The following is a 20182-nucleotide window of genomic DNA, read 5'->3' as shown; positions in this document are numbered from 1 at the left end:
AGCCTATTATTAAATAAAAAATAAATGGTGTTAACTAGGCATGATGCACTCCCCGCCCGACGGCAAACAGAGCCGGTCCACTTCAACAGATAATGAGTTGCTCAATCATTTACGTGCTGTTTCATCTTATCTACCCGGCTTTATTTATCAGCTTTGTTTAACCCCTGACGGTAAATTCCAATACACCTACACCAGCTCCCGATTAGAAGCTTTATTTGGTGTAACCCAGCAACAGGTTGCTGAAGATGCCTCTGTATTATTGAAAATGATTCACCCGGATGATTATCAACGGGTCATCAATGAAAGCATTCAATCTGCTGAAACCGCCAGTGCCTGGCATAGTGAATTTCGCATGGTCCTTAAAAATGGCCATACCATCTGGATTGAAGCCTATGACACTCCCATACGTGAAGCTGATGGCACTATTGTCTGGACCGGCTATGGTAATGACATTACGCAACGTAAAAGCTACGAGACAGCTCTGAACGAAAGCGAGTCAAAGTTCAGGGCCTTTGTTGAAAATGCCAATGACATTATCTATTCATTGTCGCTGGATGGCCTGCTTACCTATGTATCACCCAATTGGACCGAAATCCTTGGTCATCCAATTAGTGACGTTATCGGTCGACATTTTGATCAATTTGTTCATCCCGATGATGTCTCGGCCTGCCACAATTTTTTGCAGCAAGTACGTCTCAGTCGACAGAAACACAGTGGTATTGAGTACCGGATAAAACATTTTAATGGGCATTGGTGCTGGCATCGCAGTAATACCGCACCGTTATTTGATAATAATGGCGAGGTGGATTCCTTTACCGGAATTGCCAGAGATATCTCTGAACATAAACTGATGATGCAGCGTATGTCGCATATGGCGCATCACGACACCCTGACCGGCCTCCCCAATCGTGCCAGCTTTACCGAGCATCTAAATCAAGCCATTGTATTAAGTGAGCGTGAGAAACAGGCCCTCGCAGTATTATTTCTGGATTTGGATAAATTTAAGCCGGTCAATGATAGGCATGGACACGCTATCGGTGATTTACTACTGCAACAGGTTGCCAACCGTATTCGACAATGTTTACGTGGGGCAGATATTGTCGGACGTATTGGCGGTGATGAATTTGTCGTTTTACTGCAAAATATTCATCATGTTGCCAATGCTCAGCAGACCTCCGAAAAAATCTGCGAGTGTCTGAGACTGCCATATGAAGTGGACGGCAAAATCCTGCATATCGGCGTCAGTATTGGTATCGCGGTATATCCGTTGCATGGCAGTAATGCCATGCAACTGGTGCGATATGCCGATGAGGCAATGTACGAGGCTAAAAAGCTGCCTGATAGAATCCAGGTTTTTGCCAGCCCACCACTTGGAAGCGGCTCAACTAAAACTGAAGAACTTAAGCAAGGTGATCTTTCAGCAAATTCGGCTGACGATCAGGAGTAAATATTTCTATCCAGTAGCCATCTGGATCCTGAATAAACGCGATACCTTTCATCTTGCCATCATTAGGGCGTTTGACAAATGGAACGCCAAACTCCTCAAAGCGCGCGCAGGCAGCATCAATGTCGGGAACGGCAAAGCCAATATGACCAAAGCCCCGTGGTTCACTATTACCGTTATGATAAGCCACCTCATCTTTGTCTTCATCTCCCCAGTTATGGGTTAATTCAAGCATAGCTGGACGGGCAAAGGTTTGTTTGATGCGCTCATCATTATCGTCCGACCAATCCTGCCGCTGCTCCGGTGAAATAGCCGCCATGAAATATAAGGTGAACTGCATTTCCGGAAAATCAAAACGTTTGATAAGTGTCATACCCATCACTTCAGAATAAAACTTCAGGGTACGTTTTGGATCCTTAATGCGGAACATTGTTTGGTTAAACACATAATCATGTGTGGCCGGATCATGCGTTTCACTCAAACCTTCTGCTTTATCAAAATGTCGACTCATCTGTGTTACTCCTATGAAGATTTTACAACCAGCCTTTACGTTTGAAATAAAGGTAGGGCGCCATGCCTGCTGCCACCATCAGACCAATAGCAAATGGATAACCGAAGCTCCAATCCAGCTCCGGCATATATTTAAAGTTCATTCCATAAATGCTGGCAATCAATGTTGGTGGTAGAAACACCACCGCGGCAATCGAGAACGTTTTAATGATCTGTGCCTGTTGGATATTGATAAACCCCTGAGTGGAATCCATCAAGAAATTTATCTTATCGAATAAAAATGTCGTATGCGACATCAATGTCTCCAAATCTCGCAATATCTCATATAAGGTTTCCCGTGATGCACCCGGCTCTCGTAAGTGACGCAACAAAAAAGAAATATCACGTTGGGTATCCATTAAACATAAACGGATCTTTCCGTTACTGTCTTCCAAACGCGCTAACTGACTGATGGCATCTTCCAGATCAGCACTTTCATCTTCTAAAACCAGATGGCTGACCCGTTCTAGCTGGCGATGGATATCTTCGAGATTATCGGCATGATTTTCGACTTTTTGTTCCAACAGGGTGATCAGTAAATCCGTTGGTGTCTCACAACTCACCTGCCCACGGCGAGCTCGCATTCGTAATAATCGAAAATCACTTAATTCACCATCACGAATGGCAATAAGTCTATCCGGCTGCAAAATAAACGCGACCGAAACCGTGTGATGTCGCCCTTCTGAGTAACCCAGAAATAATGAATGCACATGCAGACCATCCTGATCGGTAAAGCACCGAGCCGAGGCCTCAATTTCTTCTACATCATCGACATCGGGTACTTCATCGCTGAACAAAGTCGCGAGTAATGCGCGTTCATCATCATCGGGCTCCAACGCATCAATCCAGTCGGCTTCTTTTAAATGATGCCCCAATACCTCGCCTTCAACTTTGATTTCCTTAATTAAGCCATGAGCAATTTTGTATAGGCGTAGCATGCTGGCTCCTATTTAGTTTGGGTTTGCCTAAGGGAATGGTTAAACATTGTAACGCAAGACGATATCATGCTTCTCAGACTATGGCATTTGAGTGGCAATTCCATGACAGTTGAGTTTCAGACCTAGGTTTCATCTCCGCCTCTATTGTGAGATGAAAGATCAACAAGCCCTAGTGAAATACTGCCATCTGGGTGGGTGAACCTAATTGCAGATCTGCCTGCCCAATTCCTGAAAAATGTACTTCATAATTATGACGGGCAGCAACGCCTCTGGCCCATTGCTGAAATTTCTGCCGAGTCCATTCAAACTGATGATCCGGATCCCGAAACTGTCCGGGATATAGCCCGTATAGCGGATTGTATTCGTAGTTAGGTGTTGTCAGTATGATTTGTTTTGGACGCATCACTGCAAAAACATTTTGTTCAACCTTGGATAACAGTCTCGGCTCAATATGCTCAATGGTCTCAATCATCACTGCCAGCGGAAAACCATAAAGCTCTGGATGCGGTTCAGCATATGATGCGTTAATTAACCTTATTCTGGATGGAGTTTGCTGAAGGTATGCTGCCAGTTTTTCACGCGCCTGCAGAATAGATAAGCTGGATTGTTCAACACCAATAACCTGCTCAATCTGCGTTTCATTTAACAGCTGCCACAGAAAAGTACCTGAGCCACAGCCTAAGTCCAAAAGCTGTTTGACCCCGCTTTGCTGAACTAATTTGAGGATATGTTGATGCCGTACTTCATGCAAATCACTGATTTGGGTGTCTTGATTTGGGAACATGACATGCCTGCAAAAAGATCATTTACCAATACAAAAACTGGAGAAGATGCGGTCTAGTAAGTCTTCAGTCGTGAATGTCCCGGTAATCTCTCCCAGAGCAGACTGAGCAATACGCAGTTCTTCCGCGAGTAATTCACCCGCGCCCATACCTGTCAGACAGTCATAGCCTGCTTCAATGGCTTGTTGAGCGCGCTGCAAAGCATCCAGATGTCGACGACGCGCCATAAACACCCCTTCTTCTTCCGGATGAAAACCTACTACCTCGCATAAATGATGTGTCAGCAAATCCATCCCTTCGCCACTTTTTGCGGATAGATAGATCACTGATATGCCATTTTCATTCGTTATTTCAGCAGCATGGCCGCTTTGGTCGATCTTATTTCGAATCAAGGTAAATGATTTATCGCTCGGTAAAGCAGAAAGGATTTTTGTATCCTGTTCCGTCATGCCAAGCTTATCATCAATTAATAGCAGAATATGATCAGCTTGTGCCAATTCGTTCTGCGTTCTGCGGATACCTTCAAGCTCAACGATATCACTGGTGGCATCATGCAGGCCGGCAGTATCGGAAATACGCAGTGGCAAACCGCCCAAATGAATTTGCTCTCGTAATACATCACGAGTTGTACCGGCTACTTCAGTCACAATAGCTGCATCATGGCCCGCCAGCCGATTATGCAGACTGGATTTGCCAGCATTGGGCTGTCCGGCCAACACCACACTGATGCCCTCGCGTAATAAGCGGCCTTGTCGGGCACTGCCTTGAATACCTGCCAGGGTTGCCAGTAGTTGCTGTAATTGTTTATCCACCTGAGCTTCACCGAGGAAATCGATTTCTTCATCGGCAAAATCAATGGAGGCTTCAACAAACATTCTTAAATAGGTCAGTTCTTGCAAGAAGTCATTAACCTTTTTGGAAAATTCCCCCTGCAACGAACGCATTGCACTACGAGCAGCCAGTTCGGTTGAGCTTTCAATTAAATCTGCAACGGCTTCAGCCTGTGCCAGATCCATCTTGCCATTGAGAAATGCGCGTTCAGAAAACTCTCCGGGCCTAGCCATTCTGGCACCCAGTTCAACTGCTCGCTGACATAGTCTAGCCATCACCAATGGACTGCCATGCCCCTGCAACTCGATGACATCTTCACCGGTAAACGAGGCGGGTCCGGCAAAATACAACGCAATGCCACTGTCGATAATTTCTTTATCGGCTGCTCGAAAGTGGGTGAATTTTGCCTGACGGGTTTGTGCCAGTTTGCCGCAGATTTGCTCGGCTATCTGAGCACTTTCAGGGCCGGATAAACGCACAACACCGACACCACCGCGGCCGGGCGCAGTGGCAATGGCTACGATAGTGTCGGTGTAATGCTCTGTCATAAATAACTCTGTTTACTCAGCTGTAAACAGTGGAGTTCTGCTTATCCTGCTGAAAGGGTTACAACGCACCCATTTTACGAGTGATATACCACTGCTGAGCTATTGATAGAAGGTTGTTGACCACCCAGTAAAGCACCAGACCTGCCGGGAAGAAAGCAAAAAAGACGGTAAAGACAATCGGAAAGATCTTCATCATCATCGCCTGCGCCGGATCCTGAGGCATCGGATTCAGCTTTTGCTGGAACCACATCGATAAACCAAACAGCACTGGTAAGACAAAATAGGGATCCATTGCCGTCAAATCATTAATCCACAGGATGAAATCGGCTTGACGCAGTTCAATACTTTCCACTAAGACCCAATAGAAAGCCAAAAAGACCGGCATCTGCACCAGAATCGGCAAACAACCACCCAGCGGATTAATTTTCTCGGTGCGATACAAATCCATCATTGCCTGATTGAATTTTTGCTTATCATCACCGTAGCGTTCTTTCAGTGTGGCCAGCTTGGGTGTCAATTTACGCATTGACGCCATCGAACGGTAACTGGCTGCTGACAGTTTATAAAACGCCAGTTTGATCAGAATGGTCAGTAATACAATGGACCAGCCCCAGTTGCCCGTTAATTTATGTAGCCATTCCATGACGATAAATAACGGCTTGGAAATAATGGTCAGAATACCGTAATCAACGGTCAAATCCAGATTATCTGCAATTGGCTCAAGACGTTGATGTTCTTTCGGACCAAGGTAAATCTGATAAGAGGCCTGAGCTTGCTCACCATTTTCGGCGACTACCGCAGGAAAACGGATACCGGCCGTATAATTAGTGTTGTTTATCGCTTTACCGTAAAGACTGATTTCCTGTAATGGTTCAGCAGGAATTAAGGCTGCCACGAAATAATGTTGAATCATCGCCGCCCAGCCACCATTCACATCACGACGAAAATCATTTTTTTCCAGTTCACCAAAATCCACTTTTTCGTATTCATTACCCGGACTGGAAAAAACAGCACCCGTATAGGTATAGATCATGAAACTATCATCTTCAGGTTGATTACGATTAAATTGTGCATAGGGATAAGCAGCAAAACGTTCGCCAGACTGGTTTTCTATCTGATAAGTGACATCTACCAGGTAACTGTCACGGGTAAAAGTATAGGTTTTAATCACGGTCAGCCCGTTATCAGATTCCCAACGCATCGGAACGCTCAGACTATTTTCATTCTCCCCCATAACATATTCGGATTTTTCCGCAGTATAGGTTTCATAATGTGTCGGTGCCGAGCCTTCGGCTCGTAAACCTGATTGAGTAACAAAGAAATTCTTACGACTGTCATTTAAAAGCTGTACTGGCTCATCAGGCAAATCTACATCAACAGGATATTGTAATAATGCCAGTTCACGGATATCCGCCCCACGTAAATCAATTGTCGCTTCAATTACATCGGTTTTTACACGGAGCTGATTAGCTGAAGTCGCTGTGGCTTGTTCGCTTTCCGGCATTGCAGGCAAGCCATCTGCAGTATCTGTTGGTAACTCGGGTAAATCATCCTGCGACTGGGCGTTTTCTGAAACAGGCTGGTCTGCGTTATTTTGCGTTGCAACCTGTTGCGGGCGCACATAGTCATTTTGCCAGGCTTCCCACAACAACAGAGAAACAATTAACAGGCCAAAAATAAACAGAGTTCTGAGGTTATCCATTGTGTTTTTTTGTCTTTAGTTCAGGAACAGGATCCACGCCGCCGGCGTGCCAAGGATGACAGCATGAGATTCGGCGTAAACCGAGCCACACACCACGAAGCGAGCCATGCGTTTGAATGGCCTCAATCATATATTGGGAGCAAGTAGGTTGAAAGCGACAGTGCATGCCCATGAACGGGCTTAATAAAAAGCGATACGCGCGAACAAAAGCGATTAGGATGTTTGCCATTGTGCCACCACGGTTAACCAATGTCGCTCCAATGCTGCCCATAATTGCGACGAATCCCGCTGACTAATATCAGGACGTGATAACACCACAATATCGATATTGGATAAAGCTGATTGATGCTGCCGGAAAGATTCCCGGATGATTCGCTTTACCCGATTACGTTGACTGGCCAGTTTAAGATGCTTCTTTGCGATAGCCAGTCCCAGTCGGGGATGCCCGACAGAGTTTTCAACGCTTAGAATCGTCAGACCACCGCCACCAGTGCGCTTACCCTGACGAAAAACCCGGGTAAAATCTCCCGGGCTATTCATTTTCATGGCTCGGCTGAAAGTGGCCAAGTCATGCACCCTCTGAGAACAGAGAGAATTAAACAGAAAGTTTTGCGCGGCCTTTGGCTCTACGGGCATTAATAACACGACGGCCGCCGACAGTTTTCATACGTGCGCGGAAACCATGAGTGCGCTTGCGCTTCAGATTACTAGGCTGAAAAGTTCTTTTCATTTCACCAACTCCAGGAATAACAATGGTTTTGCAGCCGGTAAGCGTCTCTCGAACGGAAACAGCCGGGGCAAAAGACATGGGATTATAGAGTTTGCAGGCATAACAAGTCAAACCGCATTCATCCGACCATGCAACATTATTTTACTTGCCAAAAGCCCCGCATGCAGATAACTTTAGATGCCCTGTCTGTCGCGCTATACTATCACGAAAAAAGCCTGCAGTTATTAGTCTGTTTTCTGTAAACCTTTATATTAGTCAAGGAGTTGCTGTGTCTTCACCCCTTTGGGAAAAATGCCTATCCCATCTCGAAGGTGATCTTTCGGCACAACAGCTGAACACATGGTTACGGCCCCTGCAAGCCATCGAAACGGAAGATAGTCTGCGCTTGTTGGCGCCAAATCCTTATGTTAAGGCCTGGGTTCACGAACAGCTTGAACAACAGATAAATGCGCTGATCAAAGGATTGACCAACGGCAGCATCAATAAAATTGAAATCGAAGTCGGTACCAAAGATTCCATTTCCGCCGAAAAAACCAAACGTCGTGTCAAAACAACGGATAAAGCCCCCGCATCAATAGCAGTTTCGGAAACAGAACCTTCCCCCGCGATTGGCAGCCCGATGAATCCGTTGTTTACCTTTGATAATTATGTTGAAGGTAAATCCAATCAGATTGCCCGCGCAGCATCTTTACATGTTGCTGAAGCACCGGGTACCTCCGGTTACAATCCATTGTTCCTCTATGGCGGCACCGGGCTTGGCAAAACCCATTTGATGCTGGCGGTCGGCAACAAAATTCGCCAGAACAATCCCAAAGCACGAGTGATTTATTTATCCTCCGAGCGCTTTGTACAGGACATGATTACCGCATTGCGTAACAACGCTATTGATCAATTCAAAGCACATTACCGCAGTGCCGATGCATTATTAATTGATGACATCCAGTTCTTTGCCAAAAAGGAACGCTCTCAGGAAGAGTTCTTTTATACCTTTAATAGTCTGCTGGAAGGCCAACGGCAAATCATTCTGACCTGTGACCGGTTTCCCAAAGAAGTTGAAAATCTGGATGAGCGTCTGCAATCTCGTTTGGGTTGGGGGTTAACGATTGCCATTGAACCACCAGAGCTGGAGACCCGTGTCGCTATTCTGATCAAAAAAGCGCAACAAAATCTGATTACCCTACCGGATGATGTGGCCTTTTTTATTGCCAAACGCATTAAGTCAAATGTCCGTGATTTGGAAGGTGCCTTGCAACGCGTCATGGCATTCTCGCGCTTTACCAACCAGCCACTGTCGATTGATATGGCTCAGGATGCTTTAAAAGATCTGCTGGCTTTGCACCAAAAACTGGTCACACTGGAAAGTATCCAGAAAACTGTTGCAGAATACTTCAAAATACGGGTATCGGATTTACTGGCAAAAAAACGCACGCGTTCGGTTGCCCGTCCACGACAAATAGCAATGGCGCTGGCAAAAGAGCTCACCAGTCATAGCTTGCCGGAAATCGGTGAAGCGTTTGGTGGACGAGATCACACCACTGTTCTGCACGCTTGTCGTAAAGTAGTGGAACTGAAAGAAACTGATAGCCGCATCGCGGAAGACTACCGTAATTTACTTCGAACTTTATCCAGCTAGCCGAGAGAGACATCATGCAATTTACTGTGAGCCAAGACATTATTGCCCGTCCCTTACAACTGGTGTGCAGCATCGTTGAACGGCGCTCCACCCTGCCTATTTTGTCTAATATTCTGTTACGTTGCCGTGATCAGCAATTAACCATGACCAGTACCGATATGGAACTGGAAATGATTGCAACGTTACCGGTAGCGGTCGAAAAAGAAGGTGAAACCACTGTCTCTGCTCGCAAACTACTGGATATCGTTCGCGCCTTACCCGCAAACGCCACTATTAGCTTTCAGGCTGAAGACAACAAATCACTGGTTCGGGCAGGAAAAAGTCGTTTTTCTTTAGCCACGCTACCGGCAACAGACTTTCCAGATAGCGAAGGTGCAAATTATCTTGATCAGCTGACAGTTCCTCAATCAGCATTAAAAGATCTGCTGGATGAAACCAGTTTTGCCATGGCTAGCCAGGATGTACGGTATTACCTGAATGGTCTGCTGTTGGAACGCGAAGAAAATATCTTGCGTGCTGTAGCTACTGATGGTCATCGACTGGCTTTAGGCAGCATTGAAACCGCAGAAAAAACCAATGAAAAACACAGTGTCATCGTACCCCGTAAAGCGATTTTGGAACTGGGACGGTTATTAGGTGATGTTGCGGATAACGTGACCCTGGCGATCAGCCCCCAGCAACTTAAAGTCGAACTGCCGGATATGCATTTCACTTCCAAGCTGATTGATGGCCAATTCCCTAACTACGAACGTGTCTTACCGGTCGGTGGTGATAAGGAAGTCATTGCCGAACGAGATGAGCTTAAACAGGCATTATCCCGAGCTTCGATTCTGGCTAATGACAAGCATCGCAGCGTAAAGCTGAATCTCAGTAGCAATCTGCTCAAAGCTACCGTGACCAATCAGGAACAGGAATCCGCTGAGGAAGAACTGGCAGTGGAATATAGCGGTCCGGATTTGGAAATCGCTTTTAATAATGCTTATCTGCTGGATCTGCTCAACGCCATTCCTGATAACAAGGTCAAACTGTTATTTACCGATGAAAACAGCAGTGCGTTGATTACCCCAAATGATCCCAAATTCACACGGCAATATGTCGTTATGCCGATGCGGCTGTAAGACGTTAATTCCAAAAATAAAAACGGCGCTTTCAAGCGCCGTTTTTATTTAAACTCTTGAAAAAGATTAGATCACTTTATTGGGATTATTCTGTAGCATGACATCCAGCCCTTGTTTGTAAACATTGGCTGCAGCATCACGTTTATCCTGCGCCATTAATACTTCTGCCAGCGCCTGATAGGTTTCACCGCGAGGACCGTGCTCAATACTGGCCCGTAGATAAGCTTCTGCCTTGGCCCACAACTTATTTGCCTGCGCCAGTCTTCCCAACGTCAGCAATAACCAGGGGTTCTCCTCATGTTGTTTTAACCACTTCTCGGCCGTGGCCAGACGTTTCAATAAACCACCCTGCAGAATTTTGCCATACTGATAAATCAGCGCATCACTCCAGTTTTTGCGTAAATATTCTTCAATCAATTGCATTGCCTGCTGTTGCTCGCCCTGCAATAACAAACCATTCACATATGTTTTCAATACGTGCTCAGATTGTCTGATTTTCGCCGGAGATTGCAGCCATATCTGTTCCATTCGCTGCCATTCCTGACGTATCAAGGCATTTTGCAATTGTCCCACAGTGGCTTCTGCCGACAAAGCATTGGCTGAACTGGCATCCAAAACATGTCGTTTACGCAAATCAGGTAACACTGATTGCACTTCCTGCCATTGATCCGTTTCCTGATACAACTGCTGAAGAAGCTGTAAAACATAGGGATGTTTTGGCGCAACTTGACGAAGATGTTGCAAGGTAGCTAAAGCCTGTTCTTTCTGTCCGGCCGAAAGTTGTAATTCTGCTTGTACCACCCCGACAGCAATATCAGCGCTGGGGGTCGTTTCGTGAGCCAGTTTCAAATAGGAGTCACGCCGCTCTGGCGCCTGTTGTTTCTGTGCAGCACGTGCAGCTGCCAGATAATGTAATAACGGTGTCTCGCTGTTGCCAGCATGTCGCAATAACAATCGTTCAGCTTCTGCCCAACGGCCTTCTTCCAGTGTTATCAGCCCATTGGTTAACGCTTTAATAGCACGTTTATGGCGCTGGTTTTCCTGCCATTGCGACAGGCGGTTTGGCGTACTTTTAATGACCGCCAGACTGCGCAGCGTAAAATAAACCAATAACAGCAGAATTAACCAAGCCACGGTAAATACAATTAGCGAAGTTTCCAGCGTCCACTGTCCGTACTGCACCAACACAAAGCCTGGCTCGAAATCAGCCAACCAGACAAACATACCGCCTAATGCCAGTGCAATTGCAATAATAATCAGCCATTTCATGGTTCAAATCCTTTCAACCAGCGAAGTGAGCCCGAAATATCCGGTGTTTCAATACTAATGGCCTGGTTCTGCATAGCTTGCAAACTTTCCAGCATTGCATCGCGATGATCACCCACAAAATACTGTTCAAGCCAGCTGCTGGCCGATTGCAGGCTTTGCTCAAACATTCGCTGATTGCCTGAAAGCGCAGCAAAGCGAGCGGTCTCCAGTTGCAAGCGCAGGTTCTGATACAGGAAGTAGCGTTGTTCAGGCATTAATACTGCGGCCGGGGCATCTTCCTGCTGACGAATAACCACAAGTGAACGTAGCTGTCTCCAAATATCAGCAATCACTTCACGCCAGGCTGATTGTTCTGTTGCTTCTTTTTCAGTTTCGTCGAAGTAAGACTGCTTAGGGCCAGTAACAACACGTAGCTTATCAATTGAGCCCATCAACCCCAGCATATCGGCAGCAATTCCCGCTACATCGGTTTCTCCGGCTGCTTCAAGTGCCAGTTCTTCCTCTGCAATCAGCTCACGCAATGGTTGCATGCGATAATCACCAATTTCACGGATCTGTTGATCAGCCAGTGATAAGGCAAGTGCTGCCCCACTGGTATCATTCGCCAACAAAGCGCGCTGATTGGCCAGATTGAGCAAATAACGAATTTCCGCCAATGCCCATTCCAGCTCGATTTCCTCAGTTGTTAAGGGTGACTGGTTTTGTAGCTTGGTCAGTACGTCACCTTGTTCAAGCTGAGTTTGCTTAAATGTCGATAGTTGATTGTTTAATTGGCGCTGACTGCTGGTCAGTTGCGAAATATCCGTTTCGAGTTCGGCCATTTCATCAAAACGACTTTCCACTTCCATCAGTTGCTGTTTCTGCTGCCATACCAGCCAAAGTGCACCAGCCCCGGGCAGCGTTATCACTATCGCTAAAATGATTAGCAGCGCCCACTTTACTGAAACTGTCTTTTTGGGTGTTTCTGAGACATTTTTTTCAGTTTTTTTGGCGGGCTTTTCGACCTGCTCAGATTTGCTGTTAGGCTCCATGATCTGATCCCATCTCTATAAGTCGCTGAATGATTGCACCATCACTGGCATCTAAACTGACATGCACCCGTTTGAATCCTTGTTGTACGGCAAAAGCCTTGATCCGTTCACTGACTACCAACAAAGGTTTTTGTAAAACCTGCGGGCAGCTAGCTGATAATAAATTTAACAGGTTTGTCACACCATTGGCACTGGTTGCTGTTAGCCAATCGGCTGAACAGGCTTGTTGTTGAAGTTCGGACGATACCGTGGGTAATTGTCGACGGTAAACTTCCAGATAACTAATCTTAGCACCTCTGGCACGCAAGGTATCTGCCATCAGCTCACGTCCTCCTTCCCCCCGCACAATTACGACCTGCTGTTGAGTCATTTGTTGCCACTCGGGTAACTGCAGCAAACCTTCACTGCCGTTTGACAGTTCAGGTTGTAAATCCACCGTTAAACCGTTTTCCCGTAATGCCTGCGCAGTACCTTCACCTGCAGCAACCAATTTAACATGACCTGGAAATGGTTGCGGATTACCCTTCAGAAATTGTTCAACAGCGTTACGACTGACAAATACCAGCCAATTGGTTTGTTGCGGATTCCATTCGCCCCATTGTTTGACATCAATCGCCGTAATTTCAATAACCGGAAAGACGATGGCCTCTCCACCCTGCTGTTCGATGAGGTCGACCAGTCCATTCGACTGTCGAATTGGCCTTGTTACGAGAATCTTGCGGCCTTCCAATGCCAGAGCCGAGTGCTCAGGCATCATAAACATCAGCCAGAATTTTATCAGCGCCCTGGTTAAGTAACATCTCACCCAATGTTAAACCAAGTTGTTCGGATTCACTGGCCTTGCCACGAATTTCCTGCTGCAGCATTTCGGTGCCGTCTGGGCGCCCAACCAGCCCACGAACCCAGATATCATCACCATTTAAGATAGCGTAGCCACCGATTGGAACCTGACAGCCTCCCTTTAAGCGACGATTTAATGCCCGTTCAGCTTTGACAGTAATTGAGGTCAGCTCACAATTAAGCGGGGCAATTAATGCATTCATTTCGTCATCATTGATACGGGTTTCAATACCTAGTGCGCCCTGTCCAATCGCAGGCAAACTTTGCTCAGGGGTTAAAGCACTGCGAATACGCTCATCAAAACCCAGTCTTTCCAATCCGGCTTTGGCCAGAATAATCGCATCAAAATTACCCGCATCCAACTTGGCGAGGCGGGTATTTACATTGCCGCGCAACGGTACAATCTTCAAATCCGGTCGGTAGTGACGAAGCTGACATTCCCTGCGCAGGCTGGAAGTACCGACAACGGCACCTTCAGGTAAATCATCAACATTGTCATAATGATTAGAGACGAAAGCATCATGCGGATCATGGCGTTCACAAATAACCGGTAAATGCAGACCTTCCGGAAACTCCACCGGTACATCTTTCATCGAATGCACCGCTATATCGGCTTCACCGGCCAGCATGCTCTGTTCCAGTTCTTTGACAAACAAGCCTTTGCCGCCCACTTTGGCCAATGGGGTATCAAGAATGATATCGCCCTGGGTTTTAATACGAACCAGTTCGATATTCAGGTGTGGATGCAACGCCAACAAACTGTCACGGACAAACTCGGCCTGCCAGATGGCAAGGGGACTGCGACGGGTAGCAATTCGAACAGTACGCTGACTCATGAAACAAAAATCCACATTATAGTTAACAGTGTTGTCGATTCTAACATTTTCCCCTGCGGTTCCACGAACAGCCGCGTTATAATGCGGTCTTTTTCTGCCAGCAATCACAGGCCCGTGCCATGACCGCATCTGATAAAAAGCTTTCTTCCGCCCGTCTCACCCAGCCTACTAATAAGTTCGTTGAGGAATTCACTGCATCGGTGATGTTTGATAAACGCATGTATCAGCAGGATATTCAGGGTTCCGTCGCGCATGCCACTATGCTTTGTAAAGTGGGCGTTTTAACAGAAACTGAACGCGATCAAATCATCACTGGCTTGCAGCAGATTGAAAGCGAAATCGATAACGATCAGTTTGAATGGTCCATTGCACAGGAAGATGTGCATATGAATATCGAATCCAGACTAATCAAATTGATTGGCGAAGTCGGCAAAAAACTGCACACAGGTCGATCACGTAATGATCAGGTGGCAACCGATGTGCGTTTATATCTGCGCGATATGATTGTGCCTGTTCGCAGTGAATTACAGCGGCTGCGCTCTACCTTGCTGGATGTGGCTGAACGTGAATTCGATACCATTATGCCTGGCTTTACCCATCTGCAAACGGCGCAGCCTGTCACGTTTGGTCATCATATGCTGGCCTGGTTTGAGATGCTCAGCCGTGATCTGGAACGTCTGGATGACTGCACAAAACGGGTCAACAGCCTGCCATTAGGTGCTGCAGCACTCGCCGGGACAACCTTTCCGATTGATCGTGAATACACGGCTGAATTACTCGGTTTTGAGCGTATCTGCCGTAACTCACTGGATGCGGTCAGTGATCGCGATTTTGCCATTGAATTTAACAGCTTCGCCTCACTGCTAATGATGCACCTGTCGCGGTTCTCGGAAGAATTGATTATCTGGTCCTCGGCCCAGTTTGATTTTGTTGATCTGGGTGATGCCTTCTGTACCGGCTCATCAATCATGCCACAGAAGAAAAACCCTGATGTGCCGGAACTGGTTCGCGGTAAAACCAGCCGGGTTTACGGTAATCTGTTTAACCTGCTGACGCTGATGAAAAACCAGCCTTTGGCCTACAATAAAGATAATCAGGAAGATAAAGAACCGCTGTTTGACACCATCGACACATTGCTTGGCTCGTTACGTGTCTATGCCGATATGCTCGCAGTAATCACCGTCAAAAAAGACAACATGCGTCTGGCGGCTCTGAAAGGTTATGCGACCGCCACCGATCTGGCAGACTATCTGGTGCGTAAAGGTGTTGCTTTCCGTGATGCTCATGAAGTAGTTGGTTTGTCAGTAGCCTTTGCCATAAAACAGCAAAAAGATCTGTCGGCGTTAACACTGCAGGAACTGCAGCAATTCAGTGATCAGATCGGCGACGATGTATTTTCGGTATTAACGCTCGAAGGCTCGGTTGCCGCCCGTAATCATTTGGGTGGAACAGCGCCAGAACAAGTTAAAAAAGCTATTCAAATCGCCCGAAGCGAACTGTAAATCTACTGCCTGAACAGATGGACTAGTTCAGTATTCGCCTTTCAGTCATATGATCACTAATAATAATCAGACTGAAAGCGTTATACGATGATTAAGTTGAATATCATCATTTATCATCATCACTGATCGGTGTCTGACCCCAAATGGTCACATTAAAATCATTACTATTTTCGCTAATTGAATTGGCGAAACGCTGGCCTTGGCTGATTGCGGCGATTGGTTTTATTTCCGGTGTGGCCAGTTATTTTCTGGTGGAACGCAAAGAGTCACTGGCGCAGGTTATCGCTATCCTGATGTTGGTCAGCTGGGTGTTTCTGGTATTGGAAAACTGGCTGCGGGAAAGTTTTAAAAGCCGTTTTGGACTCAATATTCCACCCGCTTTAATGCATTACCTGACTCAATTAGTCCATCAGGAAAGTTTGTTTTTTGTGTTGCCGTTTTTTCTTGCCGTCACCACCTGGAATCACACTCAGGCAGGGTTTACCGCTTTATTGATTTTATGTGCTCTGATCTCGGTGATTGATCCGTTGTATTACAAACAACTGGCACCGCGTCGATCTTTATTTGTTATTTTTCATGCGCTGGCTTTATTCGCTGTATTACTGGTTGCTCTCCCCATCTTGCTACAGCTGACTACTGGTCAAAGCCTGGCGTTTGCTCTGATTGCTTCCCTGTTGTTCAGTCTGCCCAGTTTAGTGAAGTTTGTTGCCAATGGTCGCTGGTGGCGACGGCCGTTAATGACGTTAATGTTGGCCGCTTTAGCCGCTGGCTTGTGGCAAGTCCCCAGCTTAGTCCCACCCGCAGCATTGCGATTAACTGAATTTAATCTGGTACAACAGGTTGATCGTGAACAACGCACGCACAGCATTCATATTGATCGCCTTGATGTGCAATCCCTGAAACGCGATGGCATATATGCCTGGACAGCTATCCGCGCACCTCGCGGCTTGCAGGAAAAAATTCATCACCTGTGGATCCATAACGGTAAACAAGTCGATCGAATCACGCTGAATATCGAAGGCGGCAGTGAACAAGGCTATCGGGCCTGGACACAGAAATTGAATTTCCCAGAGGATCCGGTCGGTAAATGGCAGGTTAAAGTGGTCACAGACTCAGGACAGCTGATTGGTATAAAACGCTTTACCGTTGAAGCCAGCTTTGATGAACGGGAAAGTCTGCTTGAGCGTCTCAAACCGCCATTCTTTCAGGAGCCAATCGACGATCAGCAGAACATTGAAGATGCTGACGACATTCAACAACCGGAGAATACTGAAGGACAACAAAGCCTGTATGAGCGTCTAGCGCCGCAGTTTATTCAGGAGATGACCGAAAGTCAGGAGAACCCTGAAGAATCGGAAACTGTTCAAGAACAGGAGAGTACTAAAACACAGGAAAACACTGAAGAACCGGAAAACGCCCAAGAGCCAGAAATTGATGCTCAAATACAACACATCCCCGAAGATCTAAACAGCACTGAAGGGCATGAGAAATCTGAAGAACAGAATTAATCCTTACGATTGGCACCAATAAACGAAGCGACCATTAAAAATACTATCCAAACCATGAAACTGGGCAGCCAGATAGACCACCAGCCCTCTTCCAACGGCGAGGATGAAACAGGATCGATAAAAAAATAGGCATAAAGATTCAATGCCAGGTTAATCATTAAACCTATAATCCCGATATAACTTAATATCGAATCCAGTCTGATTTTCTTCATAAAAACTCCATGAATCAAATTCGAGATTAATTTAGCCACAAAACGACACAAGCAGATAAGCCAACCCAAGCCAGAATAAGCGCTTTTGTTGCTGCAAACCGTGGCCAGTAAGCCAATAAACCGACCCATAGCAGCGCTGCCACCGATAACAGGCCCAGCCAGACAACAATACCCACCACAACACCCCACATACTGATCGCTGGCCATAAGGAAACTATCAGCAACAAAGTGGAAGCGATTCGCAACTGACGAGCACGACTGGCAGATAATTTAGCTGTGCTTACTTGCGAATAGTGTCTCGACATCGCCAGACTTAACCCCGCCATACCGGCATAACATAATGCTGTGGCAAGCAACATCATCAACAACATTTGCATTACGCTGCCTCCGACTTGGTTTTATAACGGCTGGAACCTTGTATCGCGGCTTTATGTTGTTTGCTTTTCAGTATTTTGACGGAGCAAACGCCCAACACACCGAACAACACGACGGTTAATTCCAAGCCGACATTCAGCCAGTCACCCTCAATGAAATGGCTGATTAAATGGTGTCCTGTCGTCAGCCAGTTGAGGATGGGCAGTAATAAACATAACGCAGCAAATAAGGATAATTGCTCTATCCAGGCACGAGAAGCGGGTCGTAAAGCCGCATGTAATAAGCTGCCCAGCCAGATAAAAAAGAATAGTTTTATTTCCCAGCTGGCGCGCTCAGGCACATCCAATGGCAACAGCCGGTTTATCCAAAAATACGCGACACAGGCGACCATTAATCCGCTAATAGCGCTGATATTCAGGACTTCAATAGCCCGGTAGACCTTTGGCGTTTGCGCCCCAAATTCGTTCAAGGATTTTTGCCGACGTTTCACCATAAACAAAATGGCGCCGGTCGCCATCATGATGGTGCCCGCCATGCCCAAAATAAAATAAATCCAGCGCACGGTATAACCACCAAAATTGGCAAAATGTAAGGTCCGCATAATACGTTGTGCGGCAAAGGCATTACTTTTATCAAATGTATCCGGTGCTTCAATATGAATCATTTCACCTGTTACCGCATCAAAAATAACCTGCCCGGCACTCAAAAAGAGTAACCGTCCATTATTTTTCTCCTGCTCAAACAAGCCAAAGACTTTAGCAACCGCACTACTGTCACCGGGGTGCTCTACATTAATAAAACTACCCGGTTTCTCCATTAACGCTTCGCCCTGTTTAAACAGCTCAGTCAACGATAGAACATCCGCTTCAATACCGGTCTCTGGTCGATGCTCCGGCTGATTGAACACTTCGGCAAAGAAACTCTGTGGTTTGTCATAATTGGCCAATACCCCGGCTGGCATATAGATCGACACAAAGATCACCAGCCCGCTGTAGGCAATCATCAATTGAAATGGCAACGATAAAACCGAAGAGGCATTATGTGCATCGAGCCAGCTGCGCTGGCCTTTACCCGAGCGAAAGGTAAAAAAATCTTTGAAGATACGTTTATGAATAATGATACCGCTGACCAAAGCCACCAGCATGATCATGGTAAAAAATCCCACCAGCCAGATACCGGTCATACCAGCATGAAACTCAAAATGCATATGCACAAAGTGATGACCGCCCTGAGTCTCACGCTGTTGCTGATCAGGAATTATTTCACCAGTGACAGGATGTAACCGGCGCTGCTGAATTTCGGCATTGTCATCTTCCCAGGATAATCCAATTGCTGGATCGGCCTCACTGGGCAACCGTATGCGCCAAAAATGGCTTTGGGGCGCGGCATTTCGTAGAAAGTTTTCAGCTTGTGTTACTGCGGTCAGGCGTTGCTCTTGAGTACTGGTTTCGGGATCAAATTCACCGATTAATGCTCGCTCAGGCGTCATCCAATGGGTAATGGCATCATCAAACACACCAATAGTGCCGGTCAGAAAAATGGCGAATAATGCCCAACTGGCAACTAAACTGCCCCAGGTATGCAACCAGGCCATCGTTTGACGAAAACGTCCCTGCTCAAGGCTTACATCCGTCGATTTGCTCATCGTAACCACTCCGTTAACAGCAAACCCAAGCCGCCAATAATCACTGTTGCACCTATCATTCCTATCCAGGCACGTTTGGCATTTTTAACCGCAAATATCCATATGACCGCGGCGGTGTACACAGCAAAGCTCAGTAATGCACTGGTAATCACAGCATCGGCACGGGATAAAGGCAGAATGGCGGCAATCAAAATCATCACTGCCGAGGTTAATAAATAGCCACCTAATGTTGCGGCCAGCACCAGCGAAAAGATTCGGCCAGAGTAAGACAGGGTCATATTGGGGTGTTCCATACACGGTTTTTAGCTAGGATCTAATGATAAAAGATCAGAAAATTTCACTGACTTATTTAATGTCGAATAACAACTCTTAAAGGCCCATTTATCAGGAAGAGTAGTTTTTTAACATGCGATATTAATGAGATAGATTATCGTTTGCATTCGTAATTAACAAGTCTCGCTTTTACGGTGCCTTATTAAAAATGCTTTGAAGTACGACCAGAAAACAGTTTTACTCAGGGCTTGTTTATCTTTCATCTCCGCCTCTGTTGTGAGCTGAAAAAGCGTCAATCAAGGCACGAGGAGCGATTTTTAGTAATTCTAAATAAGCGACGAGCAAAGCTTCCGCATCCTGCTCACGCCCCTGACCTACATCCATGTAGGCCACGCAGAGTGGCGCTTTTTCAGTCA

At 46.3% G+C, this 20182-nt stretch carries 21 protein-coding genes; 5 read left to right on the top strand and 16 right to left on the bottom strand.

The features are described from left to right. Positions 1-40 precede the first annotated feature (40 nt). A complete protein-coding gene (locus B4F66_RS01440; RefSeq protein ID WP_292358388.1) occupies positions 41-1447 on the top strand; it encodes a sensor domain-containing diguanylate cyclase in 1407 nt (468 codons plus the stop codon). Here the strand turns inward: B4F66_RS01440 and gloA are convergent. The 8 genes from gloA to rpmH form a co-directional block, all read right to left on the bottom strand. Next, positions 1401-1955: a lactoylglutathione lyase gene (gene gloA, locus B4F66_RS01435; protein ID WP_292358390.1), complete on the bottom strand. Its 555-nt coding sequence runs from the start codon at positions 1953-1955 to the stop codon at positions 1401-1403. The two genes, B4F66_RS01440 and gloA, sit on opposite strands and share 47 nt — an antisense overlap. A gap of 22 nt (positions 1956-1977) precedes the next feature. Continuing rightward, positions 1978-2931: a magnesium/cobalt transporter CorA gene (gene corA / locus B4F66_RS01430; protein ID WP_292358392.1), complete on the bottom strand. Its 954-nt coding sequence runs from the start codon at positions 2929-2931 to the stop codon at positions 1978-1980. Between the two features lie 169 nt (positions 2932-3100). Beyond that, positions 3101-3715, bottom strand: a complete 615-nt coding sequence (locus B4F66_RS01425) for a methyltransferase (RefSeq protein ID WP_292358394.1) — start codon at positions 3713-3715, stop codon at positions 3101-3103. Positions 3716-3733: 18 nt separating this feature from the next. Then, positions 3734-5092, bottom strand: a complete 1359-nt coding sequence (gene mnmE, locus B4F66_RS01420; protein ID WP_292358396.1) for a tRNA uridine-5-carboxymethylaminomethyl(34) synthesis GTPase MnmE — start codon at positions 5090-5092, stop codon at positions 3734-3736. A gap of 58 nt (positions 5093-5150) precedes the next feature. Beyond that, complete coding sequence (gene yidC, locus B4F66_RS01415; protein WP_292358398.1) at positions 5151-6794, bottom strand: membrane protein insertase YidC; 1644 nt, start codon at positions 6792-6794, stop codon at positions 5151-5153. Beyond that, positions 6787-6966 carry a membrane protein insertion efficiency factor YidD gene (gene yidD / locus B4F66_RS01410; protein ID WP_526022910.1) on the bottom strand — a complete coding sequence of 60 codons (180 nt, stop codon included), beginning with the start codon at positions 6964-6966 and terminating at the stop codon, positions 6787-6789. Before yidD ends, yidC begins: the two co-directional genes overlap by 8 nt. 41 nt (positions 6967-7007) lie before the next feature. Beyond that, a complete protein-coding gene (rnpA, locus tag B4F66_RS01405; protein WP_069294773.1) occupies positions 7008-7340 on the bottom strand; it encodes a ribonuclease P protein component in 333 nt (110 codons plus the stop codon). 49 nt (positions 7341-7389) lie between these two features. After that, positions 7390-7524, bottom strand: a complete 135-nt coding sequence (gene rpmH / locus B4F66_RS01400; protein WP_036311011.1) for a 50S ribosomal protein L34 — start codon at positions 7522-7524, stop codon at positions 7390-7392. A gap of 268 nt (positions 7525-7792) precedes the next feature. Here rpmH and dnaA point away from each other — a divergent pair, with 268 nt between their 5' ends. Together dnaA and dnaN are read left to right on the top strand one after the other, a co-directional pair. Continuing rightward, the gene (gene dnaA / locus B4F66_RS01395; protein ID WP_292358405.1) at positions 7793-9157 is read left to right on the top strand and encodes a chromosomal replication initiator protein DnaA; all 1365 of its coding nucleotides are present in this window, start codon (positions 7793-7795) and stop codon (positions 9155-9157) included. Between the two features lie 14 nt (positions 9158-9171). After that, positions 9172-10275: a DNA polymerase III subunit beta gene (gene dnaN / locus B4F66_RS01390; RefSeq protein WP_292358407.1), complete on the top strand. Its 1104-nt coding sequence runs from the start codon at positions 9172-9174 to the stop codon at positions 10273-10275. Between the two features lie 66 nt (positions 10276-10341). Here dnaN and B4F66_RS01385 read toward each other — a convergent pair whose 3' ends face one another. Genes B4F66_RS01385 through hemC form a run of 4 tightly spaced genes read right to left on the bottom strand, consistent with a single transcriptional unit; the run spans position 10342 to position 14251 of the window. After that, entirely contained in the window at positions 10342-11544 is a 1203-nt protein-coding gene (locus tag B4F66_RS01385) for a heme biosynthesis HemY N-terminal domain-containing protein (protein WP_292358409.1), read from the bottom strand. After that, positions 11541-12575, bottom strand: a complete 1035-nt coding sequence (locus B4F66_RS01380; RefSeq protein WP_292358410.1) for a uroporphyrinogen-III C-methyltransferase — start codon at positions 12573-12575, stop codon at positions 11541-11543. The genes B4F66_RS01385 and B4F66_RS01380 overlap by 4 nt, the downstream gene beginning before the upstream one ends. Continuing rightward, positions 12565-13332 carry a uroporphyrinogen-III synthase gene (locus B4F66_RS01375; protein ID WP_292411429.1) on the bottom strand — a complete coding sequence of 256 codons (768 nt, stop codon included), beginning with the start codon at positions 13330-13332 and terminating at the stop codon, positions 12565-12567. Before B4F66_RS01375 ends, B4F66_RS01380 begins: the two co-directional genes overlap by 11 nt. Next, positions 13322-14251, bottom strand: coding sequence for a hydroxymethylbilane synthase (gene hemC / locus B4F66_RS01370; RefSeq protein WP_292358413.1), 930 nt, complete (start codon positions 14249-14251; stop codon positions 13322-13324). The genes B4F66_RS01375 and hemC overlap by 11 nt, the downstream gene beginning before the upstream one ends. A gap of 119 nt (positions 14252-14370) precedes the next feature. On the opposite strand from hemC, the gene argH reads away from it, so the two are divergent. Beyond that, on the top strand, positions 14371-15753 hold the full coding sequence (argH, locus tag B4F66_RS01365) for an argininosuccinate lyase (protein WP_292358415.1): 1383 nt from the start codon (positions 14371-14373) through the stop codon (positions 15751-15753). 143 nt (positions 15754-15896) lie between these two features. Next, positions 15897-17261 carry a DUF5924 family protein gene (locus B4F66_RS01360; protein ID WP_292358417.1) on the top strand — a complete coding sequence of 455 codons (1365 nt, stop codon included), beginning with the start codon at positions 15897-15899 and terminating at the stop codon, positions 17259-17261. On the opposite strand, the gene B4F66_RS01355 is transcribed toward B4F66_RS01360, so the two are convergent. Genes B4F66_RS01355 through B4F66_RS01340 form a run of 4 tightly spaced genes read right to left on the bottom strand, consistent with a single transcriptional unit; the run spans position 17258 to position 19771 of the window. Next, complete coding sequence (locus B4F66_RS01355) at positions 17258-17473, bottom strand: hypothetical protein (RefSeq protein WP_292358418.1); 216 nt, start codon at positions 17471-17473, stop codon at positions 17258-17260. The genes B4F66_RS01360 and B4F66_RS01355 overlap by 4 nt on opposite strands. A 26-nt stretch (positions 17474-17499) precedes the next feature. Continuing rightward, positions 17500-17850, bottom strand: a complete 351-nt coding sequence (locus tag B4F66_RS01350) for a DUF3325 domain-containing protein (protein ID WP_292358419.1) — start codon at positions 17848-17850, stop codon at positions 17500-17502. After that, complete coding sequence (locus tag B4F66_RS01345) at positions 17850-19493, bottom strand: PepSY-associated TM helix domain-containing protein (RefSeq protein ID WP_292358421.1); 1644 nt, start codon at positions 19491-19493, stop codon at positions 17850-17852. Before B4F66_RS01345 ends, B4F66_RS01350 begins: the two co-directional genes overlap by 1 nt. Further along, complete coding sequence (locus tag B4F66_RS01340; RefSeq protein ID WP_292411431.1) at positions 19490-19771, bottom strand: DUF3649 domain-containing protein; 282 nt, start codon at positions 19769-19771, stop codon at positions 19490-19492. Before B4F66_RS01340 ends, B4F66_RS01345 begins: the two co-directional genes overlap by 4 nt. Between the last annotated feature and the right edge of the window lie 411 nt (positions 19772-20182).

The organism is Methylophaga sp. UBA3603 (genome assembly GCF_002375335.1).
Taxonomy (GTDB): domain Bacteria; phylum Pseudomonadota; class Gammaproteobacteria; order Nitrosococcales; family Methylophagaceae; genus Methylophaga.
The sequence above is the reverse complement of the archived record's forward strand: the minus strand, read 5'-3'. Positions and strand labels throughout refer to the sequence as shown.

Bases quoted from the DNA above. Each gene is read 5' to 3' on its own strand.
- B4F66_RS01380 (WP_292358410.1), bottom strand. From the start codon at position 12,575: ATGGAGCCTAACAGCAAATCTGAGCAGGTCGAAAAGCCCGCCAAAAAA.
- B4F66_RS01425 (WP_292358394.1), bottom strand. From the start codon at position 3,715: ATGTTCCCAAATCAAGACACCCAAATCAGTGATTTGCATGAAGTACGG.
- B4F66_RS01385 (WP_292358409.1), bottom strand. From the start codon at position 11,544: ATGAAATGGCTGATTATTATTGCAATTGCACTGGCATTAGGCGGTATG.
- rnpA (WP_069294773.1), bottom strand. From the start codon at position 7,340: ATGAAAATGAATAGCCCGGGAGATTTTACCCGGGTTTTTCGTCAGGGT.
- B4F66_RS01360 (WP_292358417.1), top strand. From the start codon at position 15,897: ATGGTCACATTAAAATCATTACTATTTTCGCTAATTGAATTGGCGAAA.
- gloA (WP_292358390.1), bottom strand. From the start codon at position 1,955: ATGAGTCGACATTTTGATAAAGCAGAAGGTTTGAGTGAAACGCATGAT.
- argH (WP_292358415.1), top strand. From the start codon at position 14,371: ATGACCGCATCTGATAAAAAGCTTTCTTCCGCCCGTCTCACCCAGCCT.
- mnmE (WP_292358396.1), bottom strand. From the start codon at position 5,092: ATGACAGAGCATTACACCGACACTATCGTAGCCATTGCCACTGCGCCC.
- B4F66_RS01345 (WP_292358421.1), bottom strand. From the start codon at position 19,493: ATGAGCAAATCGACGGATGTAAGCCTTGAGCAGGGACGTTTTCGTCAA.
- yidD (WP_526022910.1), bottom strand. From the start codon at position 6,966: ATGGGCATGCACTGTCGCTTTCAACCTACTTGCTCCCAATATATGATT.
- B4F66_RS01340 (WP_292411431.1), bottom strand. From the start codon at position 19,771: ATGACCCTGTCTTACTCTGGCCGAATCTTTTCGCTGGTGCTGGCCGCA.
- rpmH (WP_036311011.1), bottom strand. From the start codon at position 7,524: ATGAAAAGAACTTTTCAGCCTAGTAATCTGAAGCGCAAGCGCACTCAT.
- B4F66_RS01355 (WP_292358418.1), bottom strand. From the start codon at position 17,473: ATGAAGAAAATCAGACTGGATTCGATATTAAGTTATATCGGGATTATA.
- corA (WP_292358392.1), bottom strand. From the start codon at position 2,931: ATGCTACGCCTATACAAAATTGCTCATGGCTTAATTAAGGAAATCAAA.
- yidC (WP_292358398.1), bottom strand. From the start codon at position 6,794: ATGGATAACCTCAGAACTCTGTTTATTTTTGGCCTGTTAATTGTTTCT.
- hemC (WP_292358413.1), bottom strand. From the start codon at position 14,251: ATGAGTCAGCGTACTGTTCGAATTGCTACCCGTCGCAGTCCCCTTGCC.
- B4F66_RS01440 (WP_292358388.1), top strand. From the start codon at position 41: ATGATGCACTCCCCGCCCGACGGCAAACAGAGCCGGTCCACTTCAACA.
- dnaN (WP_292358407.1), top strand. From the start codon at position 9,172: ATGCAATTTACTGTGAGCCAAGACATTATTGCCCGTCCCTTACAACTG.
- B4F66_RS01350 (WP_292358419.1), bottom strand. From the start codon at position 17,850: ATGCAAATGTTGTTGATGATGTTGCTTGCCACAGCATTATGTTATGCC.
- B4F66_RS01375 (WP_292411429.1), bottom strand. From the start codon at position 13,332: ATGATGCCTGAGCACTCGGCTCTGGCATTGGAAGGCCGCAAGATTCTC.